Origin of the sequence: Raineyella sp. LH-20 (genome assembly GCF_033110965.1) — a bacterium.
GTDB lineage: Bacteria > Actinomycetota > Actinomycetes > Propionibacteriales > Propionibacteriaceae > Raineyella.
On record NZ_CP137003.1, the window covers coordinates 2,548,442 to 2,566,251 of the forward strand.

At 69.4% G+C, this 17,810-nt stretch carries 18 protein-coding genes and 1 tRNA gene; 14 read left to right on the forward strand and 5 right to left on the reverse strand.

The window, feature by feature from the left end:
* The first annotated feature begins 59 nt into the window (after positions 1-59).
* From R0146_RS11195 to R0146_RS11230, 8 genes are all read left to right on the forward strand, one after another.
* On the forward strand, positions 60-977 hold the full coding sequence (locus R0146_RS11195; RefSeq protein ID WP_317689680.1) for a catechol 2,3-dioxygenase: 918 nt from the start codon (positions 60-62) through the stop codon (positions 975-977).
* Between the two features lie 89 nt (positions 978-1,066).
* Complete coding sequence (locus tag R0146_RS11200) at positions 1,067-1,498, forward strand: GlcG/HbpS family heme-binding protein (protein ID WP_317689683.1); 432 nt, start codon at positions 1,067-1,069, stop codon at positions 1,496-1,498.
* Between the two features lie 5 nt (positions 1,499-1,503).
* Positions 1,504-2,328 carry an IclR family transcriptional regulator gene (locus R0146_RS11205; protein ID WP_317689685.1) on the forward strand — a complete coding sequence of 275 codons (825 nt, stop codon included), beginning with the start codon at positions 1,504-1,506 and terminating at the stop codon, positions 2,326-2,328.
* 42 nt (positions 2,329-2,370) lie between these two features.
* A complete protein-coding gene (locus tag R0146_RS11210; RefSeq protein ID WP_317689687.1) occupies positions 2,371-3,171 on the forward strand; it encodes a 2-keto-4-pentenoate hydratase in 801 nt (266 codons plus the stop codon).
* Positions 3,172-3,174: 3 nt separating this feature from the next.
* Entirely contained in the window at positions 3,175-3,966 is a 792-nt protein-coding gene (locus R0146_RS11215) for a 2-keto-4-pentenoate hydratase (RefSeq protein WP_317689689.1), read from the forward strand.
* Positions 3,966-4,178, forward strand: coding sequence for a 2-hydroxymuconate tautomerase (locus tag R0146_RS11220; protein WP_317689692.1), 213 nt, complete (start codon positions 3,966-3,968; stop codon positions 4,176-4,178). Before R0146_RS11215 ends, R0146_RS11220 begins: the two co-directional genes overlap by 1 nt.
* Before the next feature lie 44 nt (positions 4,179-4,222).
* Positions 4,223-5,692 carry a 2-hydroxymuconic semialdehyde dehydrogenase gene (locus tag R0146_RS11225; RefSeq protein ID WP_317689694.1) on the forward strand — a complete coding sequence of 490 codons (1,470 nt, stop codon included), beginning with the start codon at positions 4,223-4,225 and terminating at the stop codon, positions 5,690-5,692.
* Positions 5,693-5,811: 119 nt separating this feature from the next.
* Positions 5,812-6,369 (forward strand): hypothetical protein, encoded by a 558-nt coding sequence (locus R0146_RS11230; RefSeq protein ID WP_317689696.1) that lies wholly within the window; start codon positions 5,812-5,814, stop codon positions 6,367-6,369.
* 61 nt (positions 6,370-6,430) lie between these two features.
* On the opposite strand, the gene R0146_RS11235 is transcribed toward R0146_RS11230, so the two are convergent.
* Positions 6,431-7,153 carry an ABC transporter permease gene (locus R0146_RS11235; protein ID WP_411567201.1) on the reverse strand — a complete coding sequence of 241 codons (723 nt, stop codon included), beginning with the start codon at positions 7,151-7,153 and terminating at the stop codon, positions 6,431-6,433.
* Between the two features lie 77 nt (positions 7,154-7,230).
* Complete coding sequence (locus R0146_RS11240) at positions 7,231-8,577, reverse strand: S1C family serine protease (RefSeq protein WP_317689700.1); 1,347 nt, start codon at positions 8,575-8,577, stop codon at positions 7,231-7,233.
* A gap of 129 nt (positions 8,578-8,706) precedes the next feature.
* Between R0146_RS11240 and dnaG the strand changes: the two genes are divergently transcribed.
* From dnaG to R0146_RS11270, 6 genes are all read left to right on the forward strand, one after another.
* A complete protein-coding gene (gene dnaG / locus R0146_RS11245) occupies positions 8,707-10,677 on the forward strand; it encodes a DNA primase (protein ID WP_317689702.1) in 1,971 nt (656 codons plus the stop codon).
* 135 nt (positions 10,678-10,812) lie between these two features.
* Complete coding sequence (locus R0146_RS11250; protein WP_317689704.1) at positions 10,813-11,589, forward strand: sigma-70 family RNA polymerase sigma factor; 777 nt, start codon at positions 10,813-10,815, stop codon at positions 11,587-11,589.
* A gap of 389 nt (positions 11,590-11,978) precedes the next feature.
* On the forward strand, positions 11,979-13,628 hold the full coding sequence (locus R0146_RS11255) for a glycoside hydrolase family 18 protein (protein ID WP_317689706.1): 1,650 nt from the start codon (positions 11,979-11,981) through the stop codon (positions 13,626-13,628).
* Between the two features lie 12 nt (positions 13,629-13,640).
* Positions 13,641-13,853: a hypothetical protein gene (locus R0146_RS11260; RefSeq protein ID WP_317689708.1), complete on the forward strand. Its 213-nt coding sequence runs from the start codon at positions 13,641-13,643 to the stop codon at positions 13,851-13,853.
* A 180-nt stretch (positions 13,854-14,033) separates the two neighbouring features.
* Positions 14,034-14,792, forward strand: coding sequence for a GntR family transcriptional regulator (locus tag R0146_RS11265; protein WP_317689710.1), 759 nt, complete (start codon positions 14,034-14,036; stop codon positions 14,790-14,792).
* A gap of 135 nt (positions 14,793-14,927) precedes the next feature.
* Entirely contained in the window at positions 14,928-15,491 is a 564-nt protein-coding gene (locus tag R0146_RS11270) for a hypothetical protein (RefSeq protein ID WP_317689712.1), read from the forward strand.
* Between the two features lie 112 nt (positions 15,492-15,603).
* On the opposite strand, the gene R0146_RS11275 is transcribed toward R0146_RS11270, so the two are convergent.
* From R0146_RS11275 to R0146_RS11285, 3 genes are all read right to left on the reverse strand, one after another.
* A tRNA-Asn gene (locus R0146_RS11275) sits at positions 15,604-15,679 on the reverse strand.
* A 93-nt stretch (positions 15,680-15,772) separates the two neighbouring features.
* On the reverse strand, positions 15,773-16,309 hold the full coding sequence (locus tag R0146_RS11280) for a hypothetical protein (protein ID WP_317689714.1): 537 nt from the start codon (positions 16,307-16,309) through the stop codon (positions 15,773-15,775).
* A complete protein-coding gene (locus R0146_RS11285) occupies positions 16,306-17,772 on the reverse strand; it encodes an alpha,alpha-trehalose-phosphate synthase (UDP-forming) (RefSeq protein WP_317689716.1) in 1,467 nt (488 codons plus the stop codon). The genes R0146_RS11280 and R0146_RS11285 overlap by 4 nt, the downstream gene beginning before the upstream one ends.
* Positions 17,773-17,810: the final 38 nt, after the last annotated feature.

The following is a 17,810-nucleotide window of genomic DNA, read 5'->3' on the forward strand; positions in this document are numbered from 1 at the left end:
TCACATCCGTCCACCTAGCATCCGAATCAGTACCGCCACGACAACGAAGGAGTTCCCTCATGGCGATCATGCGAATGGGCTATGCCCATGTCAGGGTCACTGACCTGGCAGAGGCCCGCCAGCACTACACCCAGACCCTCGGCCTCAACGAGGTCGCGGCGGCCGACAACAAGGTGTACTTCAAGGGCTGGGACGAGTGGGACCACCACTCGGTCGTCCTCGAGGAGGGCGGCGTCGGCCTGGTGAAGTTCGGCTTCAAGGCCCAGTACGCCGACGATCTGGCCGACATCGAGAACAAGGCCCAGGCCTTCGGTGCCACCACCGAGCGCATCTCGAAGGGTGAGGAGCTCGAGGTCGGGGAGATCCTGCGGATCCACACCCCGTCCGGCCACCTGTTCGACGTCTACCACGACATCACCTCCGGTCAGTCCGACGTCGGCAACGTCAACCCGGAGGCGTTCCCGCGCGACCTGCGCGGCATCGGCGCCCCGGCCCTCGACCACGCGCTGATCACCGCTGAGGACGTCGGCCAGATGGAGCGCTTCCTCCACGACGTCTTCGGCTACTGGACCGCTGAGAAGGTCGCCACCTCGCTCGACCCGGCCGATCAGCACAACATCGCCATCTGGATGACCGCGTCGAACCAGATCCACCAGCTGGCCGTCCTCGAGGGCCCGCAGTCGAAGCTGCACCACTTCGCCTTCCGCCTGGAGGAGGGCTGGGAGATCACCCGCGCCGCTGACCTCTTCGCCATGGACGACGTGCCGATCGACATCGGCCCGACCCGCCACGGCATCACCCGCGGCAAGACCGTGTACTTCTTCGATCCGGCGGGCAACCGCAACGAGGTGTTCGCCGGCGGCTACTACTCCTACCCGGACCGCCCGATGGTCACCTGGACCCCGGACGCCCTGGGCAAGGCGATCTTCTACCACGCCCGCGAGCTCAACGAGCGCTTCACCACCGTCCTCACCTAGTCGGCCTGCCCGCATCGGTGCCCGGGGACCACAGGGTCTCCGGGCACCGATGCGGCCACCCGCCGTTCCGTACGTCAAGGAGTCCTGCCATGTCCCTCACCCGTCCGCAGACCGTCATCTCGCTCGACGGTGCCCGCGCCGCCATCGCCGGTGCATTCGCCAGGGCCACCGAGCTGGGCGTTTCCGTCAACATCGCCGTGGCCGATCTGGGGGGCAATCTGGTGAGCTTCGACCGGATGGACGGCGCGCCGTTGATGTCGGCGTCGATCGCGCAGGACAAGGCGGTCTCGGTGGTCTCCTTCAACGGCCTGCCCACCCACGGGTGGTCGGAGTTGTTCGCCGGTGACGACGACTCCGTCGGCCAGGGCATCCCGCTGCGCCCGGGCCTGGTGATCTTCGGGGGTGGCATCCCCATCGTGATCGACGGCGAACTCGTCGGGGCGGTGGGCTGCTCCGGCGGCTCCTCGGAGGAGGACCGGGCGATCGCCGAGGCGGGTGCCGCCGCCGTCCTCGATCGATGACGAGCATGGCCGCGAACCAGCCCGCCGAGAGCAGGACCTGGGCGGTGACGACCCTCGCGCGGTCCCGTGGTGATCGCCAGGAGACCCGCCAGGGGGAGCTCAAGTCCGTCGGGACCGCCCTCGACGTGCTCGAGTGCTTCTCCGTGGACGGGGAGCTCGGCGTCTCCGACATCGCCCGTCGACTCGACATCGCCAAGAGCACGGCCCACCGACTGCTCAGCACGATGGCCTCGCGGCGGATCGTCGAACGCAATCCCCGCACCGGGCGCTATCGGCTCGGGATCCATCTCTTCGAGCTGGGGCACCTCGCCCAGGCGCGGTTCGACCTGCGCCAGGTCGCCATGCCAACGATGCTGGAGCTGAGCCGCCAGACCAACTACGTGGTGAACCTGTCGGTGCCCGACGGCGCCGACGTCGTCTTCATCGAACGGCTCGAGATCGGCGCCGGCGCCAAGGTGCTGGCCAGCTCCGGCCGCCGACTGCCCAGCCATGTCACCAGCTCCGGCAAGGTGATGGCCGCGTACAGCCCGGAGGCGGCCCACGCGCGCAGCGAGGCGGGGTTCCCGCCCCGGGTGAGCCACACCATCCGCAGCCTCGCCGAGTGGGAGGCGACCCTCGAGGAGGTGCGCCGACTCGGCTACGCTCACGCCGACAACGAGTCGTACGAGGGCATTTCGACCGTGGCGGTGCCGCTGCTCGACCTGCAGCAGCAGGCGTACGCCGCGCTGTCCCTGCTCGGCCCGACCGAGCGACTGGCGCCCCAGGTGCCGACGCTGGCCAGGTTGCTGCATACCGCAGCCCAGCGGATCAGCCGCTCCCTCGGCCGCTGACCCGCACCCCGCACCACCGACAACCGACGGAAGGAGACGAACGTGGATTCGATCAGCCGGACCAGTGCCGCGGAGGCGCTGCTCGAGGCCAACCGCAGTGGGGTGTCGATCCCGCCGTTGCGCGAGACCTACCCCGACCTCACCATCGAGGACGCCTACGAGATCCAGATGCTGACCGTACGCAGCTGGCTGACCGAGGGACGCACCGTCGGCGGCTACAAGGTCGGCCTGACCTCCCCGGCGATGCAGAAGCAGCTGGGCGTCGCGCAGCCGGACTTCGGCCACATCTTCACCGACCAGTTCTATCTGGAGAACATGCCGATGGACCTGAGCGGGCACATACTGCCCCGGGTCGAGCCGGAGATCGCCTTCGTGCTGAAGGAGGACCTCCGCGGCCCCGGCGTGACCTTGGTGGACGCCCTGCGCGCGGTCGACTTCGTCCTGCCCGCGCTCGAAGTGGTCGACTCCCGGGTCCGCGACTGGGACATCAAGATCGGTGACACCGTCGCCGACAACGCCTCCGGCGGCGGTGTCGTGCTCGGTTCCACACCCTGCTACCTCGGCGACCTCGACCTGCGGCTGGTCGGCTGCACCATGCACAAGAACGGCAAGGTCGTCGGCACCGGCGCCGGTGGCGCCGTCCTCGGCTCGCCGATCAACGCGCTGGTCTGGCTCGCCAACACCGTCGGCCCTCTGGGCACCACGCTGGAGGCAGGCAAGGTCGTCCTGCCCGGCTCGGTGACGAAGATGGTCCCGGTCGGCCCCGGCGACCGGGTGACCGCCACCTTCGGCGGGCTCGGCTCGGTGACCGCCGTGATCGCCAACACCTCGAAGGAGAACTGACCGATGGCCTGGGACTACGAGAGCGTCGCCGCGGAGCTGCTCGCCTGCGAGGACGAGATCCGCGAGCGTGAGCCGATCAGCGACGAGTGGCCCGAGCTGGCCGGCGACATCGCCGGGGCGTACGCCATTCAGGACGCGAACCTGGCCAAGCGCCTGGCCCGCGGCGAGAAGCTGATCGGCGTCAAGCTGGGGCTGACCTCCCGCGCCAAGCAGCAGCGGATGGGTGTCGACACGCCGTTCGTCGCCTGGCTGACCGATGCGATGATCCTGCCCGCCGGAGACCCGGTGCCGCTGGACCGGCTGATCCATCCGCGGATCGAGCCGGAGCTGGTCTTCGTGATGAAGGACCGCCTCGAGGGACCCGGTGTCACCGCAGCCCAGGCGATGGCCGCAGTGGGCCAGGTGCAGGGGGGTGGCGAGGTGATCGACTCCCGCTATCGCAACTTCCGGTTCACCGCTGGCGACGTCATCGCCGACAATGCCTCCTCCGGCCGGTTCTCCACCGGCCCGATCGCGGTCCGGCCCGAGGACATCGACCTGTCCACCGAGGCCGTCCTGGTCGAGGTCGACGGCCAGATCGTCGACTCCGCGACCGGTGCCGCGGTGCAGGGCCACCCCGGCGAGGCGCTGGCGCTGGCCGCCAACGACCTGGCCAAGCGCGGCCTGGCGATCGAGCCCGGTTGGATCGTGTTGACCGGCGGCATCACCGACGCCTACTTCGCGACCGCCGCCGGCTCCATCGCCTTCCACTTCACCAACCTCGGGTCGGTCCACTTCCACGCGGACGGTGAATGATGCCTCTCGTCGAATGCACCCTTGTCGAGGGTCGTACGCCGGAACAGCTCCGGGCGCTGATCACCGAACTGACCCAGGCGGTGATGACGTCGGTCGGGGCACCGCAGCAGAGCATCCGGGTCATCGTGCGCGAAGTCCCGAAGACGCACTTCGCCGCCGGTGACGAGACCATCGCCGAACGTCAGGCCCGGCTGGCCGCCGAGCAGGGCTGACGCCACCCCGATCTCCGCCCGACCAGCACAGACAGGAACCATCCATGCACAAGGTCATCACGCCGCGTAACGTCGCCAACTTCATCAACGGCCAGTACGTCGAGACCGGCAACACCTTCGACGTCCTCTACCCGGTCACCGGCGAGGTCACTGCACAGGTCCACGCGGCCGGGCAGGCAGAGGTCGACGCGGCGGTCGCCGCCGCCCGCGCCGCCCTGAGCGGTCCGTGGGGGAAGCTCACCACCGACGAGCGGATCGGGCTCGTCCTGGACATCGCCGACGGCATCACCAAGCGGTTCGACGACTTCCTCGAGCTCGAGGTCCTCGACACCGGCAAGCCGTACTCGGTCGCCTCCCACGTGGACATCCCGCGCGGCGCGGCCAACTTCAAGGCGTTCGCGCACACCCTCAAGGAGCACGCCACCGAGACCTTCCGGATGGACACCCCGGACGGCAACGGCGCGTGGAACTTCGGGGTGCGCCGACCGCGTGGCGTCATCGGCATCATCTCGCCGTGGAACCTGCCGCTGCTGCTGATGACCTGGAAGGCCGGCCCGGCCCTGGCGATGGGCAACACCGTCGTGGTGAAGCCCTCCGAGGTCACCCCGTCGACCGCATCGCTGCTCGGTGAGGTGATGAACGCGGTCGGCGTCCCGGCCGGCGTCTACAACGTGGTCAACGGCTTCGGCGCGACCGGTGCGATGCTCACCTCGCACCCCGACGTCGACGGCATCACCTTCACCGGTGAGACCGTGACCGGCTCCATCATCATCAAGGCGACCGCCGACACACTGAAGGCCACCTCGATGGAGATGGGCGGCAAGAACGCCGGCATCGTCTTCGAGGACGCCGACCTCGACCTGGCGGTCAAGGAGCTCGGCCGCTCCTGCTTCCTCAACACCGGTCAGGTCTGCCTCGGCACCGAGCGGGTGTACGTCCACGAGTCGGTCTTCGACGAGGTCCGCGACCGGCTGAAGGACTACGCCGAGAACCAGCTGGCGTACGGCTACCCGGACGACGCCGCGATGAACTTCGGCCCGGTGGTCTCCGACGAGCACCGCGACAAGGTGCTGTCGTACTACCAGCTCGCCGAGGAGGAGGGCGCCACCGTCGTCACCGGTGGCGGCGCGCCGACCTTCGGCGACGAGCGGGACGGCGGCTCGTGGGTGCAGCCGACCATCTGGACCGGCCTGGCGCACGACTCGCGCGTGGCGACCGAGGAGATCTTCGGCCCGGCCGTCGCGCTGATCCCGTTCTCCGACGAGGACGAGGTGATCAAGCTGGCCAACGACACCAAGTACGGTCTGTCGGCGACCTTCTTCACCCGCGACATGTCGCGGGCCCTGCGGGTCGCCCCGCAGCTCGAGGCCGGCATCGTCTGGGTGAACTCCTGGTTCCTCCGCGACCTGCGCACCTCGTTCGGCGGCATGAAGCACTCCGGCATCGGCCGTGAGGGCGGCGTGCACGGGCTGGAGTTCTACACCGAGATCTCCAACGTCTGCATCAAGATCTAGTCAGCAGCACCACCCGCCGGAGGGCGGCCCCGCGCGGGGCCGTCTTCCGGTCGTCTTCCGGTCGTCTTCCGGTCGTCTTCCGGTCGTCTTCCGGCCGGCACCCTGGCAGACTGCGGTCCATGACACGACCTGCGAACCTCGAGGCGATCGAGGCGGCCGGCGGCATCGGCTGGGACGACTGGTGTCGTTGGCTGGACGACCGCGGCGGCCGTGACCTCGACCACGGCGCACTGGCGGCGCTGGCCGCGGAGCGGCTGACCGGTGGGCCCGACAATCCCTTGTGGTGGGCGCAGTCGGTGGCGGTGGCGTACGAACAGCAGATCGGCTGCCGGCTGCCGGGACAACGCCCGGACGGGACGTTCTTCGTCTCGGTGACCCGTACCCTCCCGCTGGAGCCGGAGGCCGCGATGACGGCGTGGACGACGTACGTCGCGGAGGGCGGGTCGATCGTCGGATCCACACTCGCCGGGTCGACCCTCGCGGAGGATGCCCGCACCAGCGTCACGCCCAAGCGGCGCTACTGGCGCACGTCCTTCACCGACGGGTCGAGCTTCCAGATCGCTGTCGAGGCCGCGGCGGGCGGCAGTCGGGTGACCGCCACCCAGGAGCGGCTCACCACCCCCGAGGCCAAGGAGCGGTCCCGGCAGATCTGGCGGACGGTGCTCGCCGCTCTCTGAATCACCGTACGGCCGGATGCGGCTCGGCAGGGGAGCACCGGGGAGCAGCGGGACCGGAGGCTCAGGGACGCAGGATGCCCCGCAGGTCCGGCGGCAGCAGCCGGCCGGCGCTGGCCAGTCGCTCGACCAGCACCGCGACGCCGGCGTTGGCGGCCATGATCCCGATCAGCACCAGCACCTGGGAGGCACCGGCCTGGACCGGGGAGCCGCCGCCCAGCAACACGCCGATGAATGCGCCCGGCAGGGTGACCAGGCCGACCGTACGCGTGGTGTCGATGTTGGGCACCAGCGCCTCGGCCGTGCCCGGATGGATGATCTGGCGGATGGCCCACGGCCGCTCGAAGCCGAGCGCGAGCGCGGCCTCGTACTGTCCGCGCTGCTCCCGCAGAGCGGGGAAGGCGCGGCGGGTGACCAGGGTGTGGGCGTTCATCGCGTTGCCGACGATGATGCTGACGATCGGGATGATCGCCGCACCGTTCCACGGGGCAGCCCTGGACAGGAAGACCACCGCCGAGACCGGCACCACCCCACCGGCGATGGCCAGCGCCACCCAGGGGAGCGCGTTGCGTACGCCGGCCCGGCTCGCCGCCGTCCAGGTGGCGATGCAGAACATCAACAGTACGAACAGCAGTGCCGACCAGACGTAGCGGACCGCGCCGACGATGACGAATGAGACGACACCCAGCTGCAGGACCGCGCGCACCGAGGCGATCACCTGCTGGCGCCCCAGGCCGAGTTCGCCGAGGCGGGACAGCAGCACCGACAGGAGGACCAGGGCCAGCAGCGCGATGGCCAGCCCCCAGCCGAGATCGACAGTCACGCCGTCACCCTACCCACCGCAGGCGGACAGGGCGGCGAGCATCACCTCCCGACGAGGGTGACCTTGACCTGGCGGGTGCCCCCGTTGCGGCTGACGTCGAGGGTGACGGCGTCGCCGACCTGCTGGCTGCGCACCCGCGCCGCCAGGCTGACCGAGCCGGTGATCGGCACCCCGTCCATGGCGGTGATCACATCGCCCTCGGTGATGCCGGCCTGCGCGGCCGGCGACCCGGAGGTGACCGACTTGACCTCGGCGCCCACGACCTGCTGGCCGTCGACCGTGCCGACGCCGTCGGCCGTGGTGACACCGAGCAGCGGGGTGGTGGCGGAGCCCTTGGCGATCAGTTCCTGGGTGACCGACCGCACCTGGTCGGCGCGGATCGCGAAGCCGATGCCGATGTTGCCGGACTGGCTGCCCGACGAACCGCCGAGGGTGGCGATCGAGGAGGTCAGGCCGATCAGCTGACCGGAGGCGTTCACCAGGGCGCCACCGGAGTTGCCCGGGTTGATCGCGGCCGAGGTCTGGATCGCGTCGGTGACGACGGTGGAGTCGGCGGTCTGGTTCTGACCCTGGCTGAACGGCGACTGCGGCTGCTGCTGCTCGCTGGTGGAGGACCGGACCGGCCGGTGCAGGGCGGAGACGATGCCGGTGGTCACACTGCCGGACAGGCCGAGCGGATTGCCGATCGCCATCACCGGGTCGCCGACCGCGACCTTCGACACGTCACCGAAGGCGATCGGCGTCAGGTCCTTCGGCGGATCGGTCATCTTGATCACGGCCAGGTCGGTGCCCGGGTCGGTCCCGACGATGGTGGCGTTGTAGATGGTGTTGTTGTTGAGCGTCACCTGGATCTGCCCGTTCTGGCCGCCGCTCACCACGTGATTGTTGGTGGCGATGTGGCCCTGGACATCGAGGATGACGCCCGATCCCTGCGCACCGCTGGATCCGCTGCTCACCGTGATGGACACCACCGCCGGCTCGACAGACTTCGCCACGGTCGCCCAGTCGACGGCGTTGCCGTTGCCCTGGACGACCGGCGTGGTGGTGCCGCCGCCCTGGACGACCTGGCCGCCGGTGCCGGTGACGGCAAGGGTGGCCGCCGAGCCGACGCCGCCGCCGAGCAGGGCGCCGACGAGCACCAGGGCGACCAGCCGCCCCGAGCCGTTGCGCGTCCTGCGGCGGGTCTGCAGCGGGCCGGGGGCCTGCCCGGGGGCGGGCGGTTGCCACTGCGGGGAGGCCTGCCACGGCTCCGCGTACGGCGGCTGACCGTACGGTGCCTGGGCCCGCCCGGCCTGGGGCTGGCCGGCGGGCTGCCCGGCCTGGGGCGGCCCGGACGGCGATGACCCGGCCGGTGGCTCGAACGACGGGGAACCGGGGCGCTCCGACATTGTTCTCCTCCAAATACGCAGAACGTTGTTGGTGACCACCATGTTCGCCGCTGATTCAAGGAGCCTGATCGTTCCCTGTGCGCCGCTTGAGAACCGGGGTCGCCGGCCGGCCACGTAGACTGACGCCTTGTGGCAGGCCGGATCAATGAGGAGGATATCGCCCTGGTGCGGGAGCGCGCCCGCATCGACGACGTGGTGAGTCCGTACGTGACACTGCGCCGGGCGGGAGCGGGGTCGCTCAAGGGGCTGTGTCCGTTCCACGACGAGAAGACGCCCAGCTTCCAGGTCACGCCCGCGCGGGGGCTCTACTACTGCTTCGGGTGTGGTGAGGGCGGCGACGCGATCACCTTCCTGCAGAAGAAGGAGAACCTGTCGTTCGTCGAGGCGGTGGAGCGGCTGGCCGACCAGGTCGGCGTCCAGCTGCGCTACATCGACGACGGTGGACGGAGCTCGGACGCGGGCAATCGCCGCCGGCTGACCGAGGCGAACCGGCTGGCCGCGGAGTTCTTCGCCGAGCAGCTCACCACCCCCGACGCGCTGGTCGGGCGACGGTTCCTCGACGGGCGTGGCTTCGACCGTCAGGCGGCCGAGCACTTCGGCATCGGATTCGCCCCGCGGGGTGGGCGGGACCTGCACGGGCACCTGCGCCAGCGCGGGTTCCGCGACGACGAGTTGGTCCGCGCCGGGCTGATCCGGGAGAACGGCGGCTGGGACTTCTTCCAGGGCCGGCTGATCTGGCCGATCCGTGATGCCGGGGGCGTGGTGCTCGGCTTCGGGGCGCGGCGACTGTTCGACGACGACCGGATGCCGGCCAAGTACCTCAACACCCCCGAGACCAGCGTCTACAAGAAGTCGCACGTCCTCTACGGGCTCGATCTGGCCCGCCAGCCGATCGCGAAGAAGTCCCAGGCGGTCGTCGTGGAGGGCTACACCGACGTGATGGCCGCGCACCTGTCCGGGGTGGACACCGCCGTCGCGTCCTGCGGCACCGCGTTCGGCGACGACCATGCCCGGATCCTGCAGCGGCTGATCGGCCAGACCTCGGCCACCCAGGGTGAGGTGGTCTTCACCTTCGACGGCGACGCCGCCGGCCAGGCCGCCGCCCTCAAGGTCTTCAAGGGCGATCGCAACTTCATCACCCAGACGTACGTCGCCGTGGAGCCGCACGGCTGGGATCCGTGCGACCTGCGGATCAACGAGGGCGATGCGGCGGTGCGGGAACTGATCGGCCGGCGCGTCCCGCTGTATCGCTTCGTGATGGACAACGTCCTCGCCGAGTACGACCTCGACCGTGCCGACGGGCGGGTGGCCGCACTGCGGGGCGCGGCTCCGTTGGTCGCCTCGATCCGGGACCGGTCCCTGGTGGCGGCGTACGTCCACGAACTGGCCGGCATGCTGGGGATGGACCTGGAGGAGGTCCGGCGCGAGGTGGCCCGGGCCGAGCGGACCGGCCCGTCGGGCGCCGGCCAGACACCGGGCGGCCAGGCCGGGGGCGGCCGGTCGCGAGGCGCTGCGCCGGTCGAGCCGGTCGTGGCGCCGGAGCCGCCGACCCCGGACAGGGAGGGGAGCGCTGGCGCGGAGCGGGTGCTGCCGCTGCCCGATCCGCGTGACCCGGGCCTGGTGATCGAGCGGGGCACGGCGCAGCTGCTGGTCCAGGTGCCGTGGATGTTCAGCGCCGATTGGGGCGGGTTGGAATCGGACGATTTCGCCCACCCGACCTACCGTCGGATCGCGCAGACCGCGCGCCTGGTGTTCTCGATGTACGGCGATCCGAGCGGTGCGGTGCCCGACCGGTTCGATTCCACGGCGTGGATGCAACTGCTCCGGGAGGGCTGCGACGATGCCAACGCCGAGCAGGTGCTGATCGCCCTGTCGGTGGAGCCGCTGCTGCGGGAGCCGGATCCTCGCTACGCCGATGCCTACGCCGCACGGCTCCAGTTGCAGCGGGTCAACGAGGCGATCGTCACGCTGAAGGGCCGCATGCAGCGGACGAACCCGATCGAGCACGCCGAGGAGCACCGTGGGATGTTCACCGACCTGCTCGCCTGGGAGACCGCCCGCAAGGATCTGCAGGCCCGGTCGGTGGCCGTCCCGGACTGATCGACGTACGGCAGCGCCCGTCACGACCCCTTGACCGGCGGAACGGTCCACAGCCGAGGCTTGACCGTGATCCGGTTGTCCACAGCGGTCGACCCGGTGGGTGCGACACGCCGACAGTGGTCAGAGGGTGGGGACATGACCCACGCCGGCACCACAGCGCCCGCCCATCCTCCGTCGCCAGCGAGCCCGCGCCACCCACCCCGACTCACCGCGCAGGAGGAAGGCGACCTGGCGAGGACGATCGAGGCCGGGGTGTTCGCCCGCCACCTGCTGGAGACGCGGACGTCCTGTCCGTTCGCCACGCCGGGCGACCTGCGGGCGGTCGTGGAACGGGGGGAGCAGGCCCGGGAGCGCTTCCTGGCCGCCAATCTCGGCCTGGTCATCCATGTCGTACGCCGCGACGCCGGCGGCTCCGCCCAGGACCGCGACGACCTGATCCAGGAGGGCTGTCTGGGGCTGGCCGAGGCGCTGGCGGGCTTCGACTGGGCCAGGGGGACGCGGTTCTCGACCTGGGCGGTGCCCTACGTCCGTGGTCGGATCGCGGAGGCTCGCCGCCTGGATCGCGGTGGCATCCGGATCCCGGTCCGGCGGCTGCGGGCGGCCGCCGCGGCAGGCGAGCAGGTGGTGACCACCGCCTCCATCCACGGCGTGGAAGAGCTGGAGGCGACCTGGTGGCGCGACGACACCGCAGTGGGCGACGACGAGCCGGGTGCGGTGGAGCTGGCGGACGGTTGGCGGGAACTGACCCGCCGGGAGCGGGCGGTGCTCACCCATCGCTTCGGGCTGGCGGGTCGGCAGGCCCGGACCCAGACCGCCACTGCGGCGGCCCTGGGGATCCCGGTGAAGACTGTCCGGCTGGTCGAGGCCGCGGCGCTCGAGCGGCTGCGGGAGGTGTGCCTGGCCGGGCGATGAGGCGCACACGCAACGGTCGTCGTCACGAGGCCCGTCCTGCGGACGGCGTCGCCACGGCGGCACGCCGAAGCGAGTGTGAGATCGGTTGCATCGATTGACAGGTCGGTGGCTCTCCTCAAGACTCACAGGCAGAACATTGGTCTAGACCAAGGATGGTCAGATGGACCTGGGGAGTGTCGGCACGGACTTCTGCCTGAAGGCGCCGTGTGCTGCGCGAGACCGCGCGCCGCCGCTGATCAGCAGGTTCTGTGATGCCCTCCGAGAATTCCGCCTGTCGCAGTTTCACGCGCCCCGCCGTGGCGGCGGTGGCGACCCGAGCCCGTGACCGACAGGCCCGCACTCACTTCGGCTCGGATCCACAACAGATCACAGGATCCAAAGGAGGAACTGTGCTCACATCCCTCTCCATCAGCAACGTCTTCTGCCGGCGCACCGGGGCGATCGTCGCCGCCGTCGCACTGGTCACCGGGCTGTCCGCCGGCATCGCGCCGACCGCTGTCGCCGCCGAGCCTGACCCCGCGTCGGCCACCGTGCCGTACGAGGAGGTCCCGGCGCCGTCGGCGCCCGTGATCGGCGGCTACCTGCTGCAAGGCACACCCAACTTCTCGACCATCGACATGTCGGTCGTCACCGACTTCCAGTGGGCGTTCTCGACCATCACCGACCCCGCCCTGGGCGATGCCGGAGGTAGGTGTACGACAGCGAGCCAGGCCGGCATCGACGCCGTCCTGGCGCAGCGCGCCAAACAACCGGACCTCAGGGTCATCCGTTCGATCGGCGGCTGGGGAGCACGGTACTTCTCCCAGGTCGCCCGGACACCGGAGTCGCGCGAGAAGTTCGTCAGTTCGTGCATGGACGCCTTCATCACGAATGGCGTCGCCGACGGGTTCGATCTCGACTGGGAGTTCCCGACCGCCGGTGGTATGCCGGACATCGGCTACGACGCGAACGACCGGGAGAACATGAACCTGCTGGTCAACGAGTTCCGCAAGCAGCTCGACGCGTACGCCGACGCCAACGGACTCAACCGTCGCGACTTCTGGATGACGGCCGCGCTTCCTGCCGGCCGCTGGCAGGACAGCGGCAACGGGGTCACCGGTGCGCCGTACGACGTGCTCAAGAGCTTCGACCTGGACTTCCTGGGCAAGGCCCTCGACTCGATCAACATCATGACGTACGAGATGGGCACGGGCTACGTGCCGGTGTCGATGCCGAACCAGCCGCTGTACGCAGACCCGAAGGACACCACGGGCGATCCGTACAACTCCGGTGACGCGATGATCCGGCTGTTCATCGACCAGGGTGTCGCACCGAACAAGATCACCTGGGGCGCGATGTTCACCGGCGGCCGCGGCTTCGTCGTCGGTGACACGACCAACGGCGGCATGTGGCAGCCGTGGACGGCGACCGGATGTGGCTCAGGGACCAACGCCGTGAACTGGGCCAACGCGCAGCGTGACGACCGTAGTGTCCTCGTGTACTGGGACGACACCACCAAGAACCAGTGGTTCTTCGACCCGGTGCAGAAGCGTGTCTGCTCTGCTGAGTCCCCGCAGACGCTGGCCCTCCGGGCACAGTACGCGAAGGATATGGGCCTGAACGGGTTCTTCTCCTGGCAGCTGAACTCCACCTCCGGCTCCAACAACGCCGAGCTGCGCTCCGTGGCTCGCGTGTTCTACCCGCAACTCGTCCACGAGCCCGCTGCACCGACCGTCACCGGCACGCCGGTGGCCGTGGCCAACGGTGTCGAGTTCAACGGCGAGGTCGCACGCGTCACCGGTTCGTCGGCCTCCGCGCTGACCGCCGTGATCAACTGGGGTGACCTCACGCGGTCGACGGCCACCGTCGTGCCGCTCGGCAACGGCCAGTTCTCCGTACGCGGACAGCACACGTACGCCAAGGCCGGGAACTACACGGCGACCGTGGCGACGATCGACCCGGCGTATATCAACTCCGTGACGGCCAACACGCAGGTGACTGTGGGTGCCGTTTCGGCTCAAGCGAAGTGCGTCGGAAGCAAGGTGCATCTCGCGGTGTAGGGGCTCAACCCGGTGGACGGAAGGGTCTCGGCCCGGATCGCGACCCCGTTCGGTGTGAAGACCTACCCGGTGATCCAGCCGGGCAAGGTCGCGGAGCAGGCGTTCAACACTCGTCAGGACGCGGTCGATGCAGGCACGGCGAGCGTGGTCGTGACGAGCGGCTCCGGAGCTGACGCCACAACGATGACGTTCGACGTCCCGTATGCGGCGGCCTCCTGCGACTGAGTCCTCGCCGCCCAGTGACGCACCAGGGCTGAACACGATGCCCGTTGCACTGTTCCTCTGTCCAGGAACAGTGCAACGGGCATCCGTGTTCCACGGAAGGTTTCGGACGGGGTGTTCCATGCTGATCCTGCGTTATCGTGTTGGTCTGCCTCGCCGGATGACAATGCGCAGGAGGATTTGATGTCCGAATCGCAGAGCAGCTCCGAACTGAAGTACATCGTGGTCAAACGGCACCTGCTGCAGATGATCGAGGGGCAGGAACCGGGGGCGATGCTGCCGACGGAAAGGACGTTGGCTGAGCAGTTCGGCACGTCGCGCACCACCGTTCGGCAAGCTCTGAACGAACTGGTCGCGCAAGGTCGGATCGTTCGGCGGCAGGGCTCCGGCACTTTCGTGGCCGGCGCCAAGATGGAGTGGCCGCTGTATGCGGCGAGCTTCACCGAGCAGGCGGCCGCCAATGGGATGGTGGCGATGTCGCGCATCCTGGGATCCGCGCGCGAGCCGGCCACCCCGGAACGAGCGGCTCAGCTGGAGATCGACGCAGCGGCCCCGATCTGGCGGCTGGATCGACTGAGGATGGCCGACGGTGTTCCGATGTGTGTCGAGACATCCGTCCTGTCGGTCGATCGCTTCCCCGGCTTGGTGGACAGTCTTGCGGCGGACGGTTCCCTTCACCGCCTGCTGGCGGAGCAGTACCAGGTCCAGTTGACCTGGGGCGAGGAATCGATCGAGGTCGAACCGGCGGGCACTCGTGAGGCGGACCTGCTGGGGATCGACGTCGGGGCCCCCTTGTTGGTCATCCACCGCACCAACTACGACGAGCAGGGCATTCCGATCGAGTCGGGCACCAGTTGGATGCGGGCAGACAGGATCATCTTCATCGCCCACCTGATCGTGGGCAAGGATCACGAGAGTGCCTGGTCGAGGCGCCATCATTGACCGATGACGGCCTCTGCCGGCGCGCTGGGGCTGCTTCGTGAGGTGGGCCTGGCGGGCCGATGACCCGTACGGATCGACGCCGCGGCGCGGCACGCCATCCTAGACTGGAGTATCCGCTTCGATCGAGGAGGCGCCATGTCTGCTCCACGGAATGCGTTCCTGCAGGTGCTCTACTCGGTCTTCCTCGGGCTGATGCTCGTGGCCTTCGTCGGGGTGGGGGTCAACACGTTCTATCCGGGTCCACCGATCCCGAGCATGGACGGCCAGGCCGTCCAGGACGCCTACCAGCGCTCACAAGCCGTCTGGGCCCTCAACACCTCGATCATCCTGGTCGTCTGCGCCACGGTCATCATGGTGCTGTCCCTGGTCCGCAGCGACCGGCTGCCGGTGCTCTCCAACGGGATCCTGCTCGGCGGGGTGTTCACGATGGTGTACAGCGTCATCATGACGCTGCAGGGCCGCCAGTCCGGTCTGCGCTTCGCCGTCGTCGGGGTCGCCCTGCTGGTCACCCTGCTCGTCGGCTATCTGTTCTTCGTCCGCGGTCGGCAGCGTCGCGCGGCGGTGGAGGAGGGCGCCGTGGAGGGCGCTGTCGCTGGTGGGGCACCCTCCGGGGTGCTCGAGGCGCGTCTGGCGGCCCTGGAGCACCGCTTCGAGGCGATGGGGGCGGCGTGGCGCGACGATCGACCGGGTCCCGCGTGACGGACGACATCGCGAGACCCCAGAAGCATGGATCATGGTGCGCGTATGTTGCACGCTCGAGAAACGAAATCGCCCCGACAGGGTGTTTACCCTTGTCGGAGCGTGTTTTCGGTGGCTCCCCCGACTGGACTCGAACCAGTAACCCTTCGATTAACAGTCGAATGCTCTGCCAATTGAGCTACGGAGGATCAGGTGCCAGCCGCGCTGGCGCCGAGAATGAACACTAGCACCGGCGTGGCGGACCGACCAAATCGAGGGCCGCTCGTGCCGCTCCCGGACCGTCAGGCGTCGTACGGGTCGTAGTCGGCCTTCAGCTCGGCGAGTGCCGTCTCGGCCGCCTCGCGTGCGCCGGGGTCGGACCAGTGGGTGCCCTTGTTGAGCGAGGCGTGCCATTCCAGCACCGCGGGCTCGGCTCCCAGCACGCGGCGGCCGACCACCACGACGCCGTTCTTGGTGCCGGGCACCGATACCTGGCGGCGGACCATGATGCTGGCCTCGACCCGTTCCTTGAACAGCTCCGGAAGGCTCCTGGGCTCCTCGAGGGGGAGTTCGCCGCGGTGGCCGTCGTAATCGACCCAGCTGAGCCGGCGGATGTCCTTGTCCCAGCCGCCCCGTACGATCCGGTGCCAGGCCAGCACCTGCCAGCCGGTGCCGTCGTCATAGACCAGGTGACCAGGGAAGCCGAGCGCGTAGCGCTCGCCGTACCGTCCCCAGGCCAGCATCCTGCCTGCGTCCGCACTCCCGGGACCTGCCGCGGCCACCGCGGCGGCGGCCGCGCGGCGTACGTCGGCCGGGAGGCTCTCCCGCCGCCACCTCATGCCGTTGCCCCGGTCTGCGGCGCCGATGCTGGGGCCGGCGCCTGTGCCGGCGCGGGAAGCGCGGCCAGGTCGTCGAGGAACGAGGTCGCCCAGGCCTCGATATCGTGGGTGAACACCTGGCGGCGCAGCGCCCGCATCCGCCGGCGCTTGTTTTGGACGGTGTCGTTCATCGCGAGAGTCATCCCATGTTTCATGCTGTTGATGTCGTACGGATTGATCATGTACGCCTGCCGCAGTTCGCCGGCGGCTCCGGCGAACTCGCTGAGCACCAGCGCCCCGTTGGTGGCGCTGCGGCAGGCGACGTACTCCTTGCAGACCAGGTTCATCCCGTCCCGCAGTGGGGTCACCACGCAGATGTCGGCCGCGGTGTACATGGCGGTCAGCTCGGGACGCGCGACGGAGGTGTGCAGGTAGGTGATCGCGGGACGGCGCAGGTCTCCCAGGTCGCCGTTGATCCGGCCGACGAGCATGTTCACCTCGTCGCGCAGCCGCTTGTACTCCTCGACCCGCTCCCGCGAGGGGGTGGCCACCTGCAGGAAGGCCGCCTTCCTGGGGTCGATGACCCGTTCGGCGACCAGCTCGCCGTACGCCCGGAGCCGGTGGTAGATGCCCTTGGTGTAGTCGAGCCGGTCCACACCGAGGAAGAGCACCTCCGGGTCGCCCAGCTCGTGGCGCAACTCGCGGGCGCGGTCCTGCACGGCGCGGGTCTGCGCGAGCGACTCGAAGCTCTTCGCGTCGATCGAGATCGGATAGGCCTTCGCCCGGGTGGATCGTCCCGTCGGCAGCGTGATCACCTCGCGGTGGGTCTCCAGCTTGAGGCGCTGGCGGGTGATCCGGATGAAGTTCTGTGCCCCGCCGGGGGTCTGGAAGCCGATGATGTCGGCCCCGAGCAGGCCTTCGATGATCTGGCGGCGCCACGGCAGTTGTTGGAACAGTTCGATCGGCGGGAACGGGATGTGCAGGAAGAAGCCGATCCGCAGGTCGGGCCGGCGCCGGCGCAGCATCTGCGGCACCAGCTGGAGCTGGTAGTCCTGCACCCAGACGGTGGCGCCGGGGGCAGCGGCCCGGATCGTCGCCTCGGCGAACCGCTCGTTGACGGCGTGGTAGGCGTCCCACCATTCGCGGTGGTACTCGGGCTTCGCCACGACGTCGTGGTAGAGCGGCCACAGCGTCCCGTTGGAGAAACCCTCGTAATAGTCCTCGATCTCCGCCGCGCTGAGCGGCACCGGCACAAGGTGGTAGCCGGTGTAGTCGAACGGGTCGATCGCCTCGCCGGGGACGCCGGGCCAGCCGACCCACGCGCCGTGGCGCTCCTGCATCACCGGCTCCAGCGCGGTGACCAGACCGCCGGGCGACGTACGCCAGGCGACCGCTCCCTCGGCGTCGGTCGTACGGTCCACCGGAAGCCGGTTCGCCACGACGACGAAATCGGCCCGTTGGTGCTCGGCTGTTGCCTCGGACATCGTGACCATCCTCCCGTCGGTGCCACCCAATCTATCCT

What these genes read in the sequence shown, in the direction of transcription:
- R0146_RS11195 (WP_317689680.1), top strand. Translation starts at nt 60, where the DNA reads ATGGCGATCATGCGAATGGGCTATGCCCATGTCAGGGTCACTGACCTG.
- R0146_RS11200 (WP_317689683.1), top strand. Translation starts at nt 1,067, where the DNA reads ATGTCCCTCACCCGTCCGCAGACCGTCATCTCGCTCGACGGTGCCCGC.
- R0146_RS11205 (WP_317689685.1), top strand. Translation starts at nt 1,504, where the DNA reads ATGGCCGCGAACCAGCCCGCCGAGAGCAGGACCTGGGCGGTGACGACC.
- R0146_RS11215 (WP_317689689.1), top strand. Translation starts at nt 3,175, where the DNA reads ATGGCCTGGGACTACGAGAGCGTCGCCGCGGAGCTGCTCGCCTGCGAG.
- R0146_RS11220 (WP_317689692.1), top strand. Translation starts at nt 3,966, where the DNA reads ATGCCTCTCGTCGAATGCACCCTTGTCGAGGGTCGTACGCCGGAACAG.
- R0146_RS11225 (WP_317689694.1), top strand. Translation starts at nt 4,223, where the DNA reads ATGCACAAGGTCATCACGCCGCGTAACGTCGCCAACTTCATCAACGGC.
- R0146_RS11230 (WP_317689696.1), top strand. Translation starts at nt 5,812, where the DNA reads ATGACACGACCTGCGAACCTCGAGGCGATCGAGGCGGCCGGCGGCATC.
- R0146_RS11240 (WP_317689700.1), bottom strand. Translation starts at nt 8,577, where the DNA reads ATGTCGGAGCGCCCCGGTTCCCCGTCGTTCGAGCCACCGGCCGGGTCA.
- R0146_RS11250 (WP_317689704.1), top strand. Translation starts at nt 10,813, where the DNA reads ATGACCCACGCCGGCACCACAGCGCCCGCCCATCCTCCGTCGCCAGCG.
- R0146_RS11265 (WP_317689710.1), top strand. Translation starts at nt 14,034, where the DNA reads ATGTCCGAATCGCAGAGCAGCTCCGAACTGAAGTACATCGTGGTCAAA.
- R0146_RS11270 (WP_317689712.1), top strand. Translation starts at nt 14,928, where the DNA reads ATGTCTGCTCCACGGAATGCGTTCCTGCAGGTGCTCTACTCGGTCTTC.
- R0146_RS11280 (WP_317689714.1), bottom strand. Translation starts at nt 16,309, where the DNA reads ATGAGGTGGCGGCGGGAGAGCCTCCCGGCCGACGTACGCCGCGCGGCC.
- R0146_RS11285 (WP_317689716.1), bottom strand. Translation starts at nt 17,772, where the DNA reads ATGTCCGAGGCAACAGCCGAGCACCAACGGGCCGATTTCGTCGTCGTG.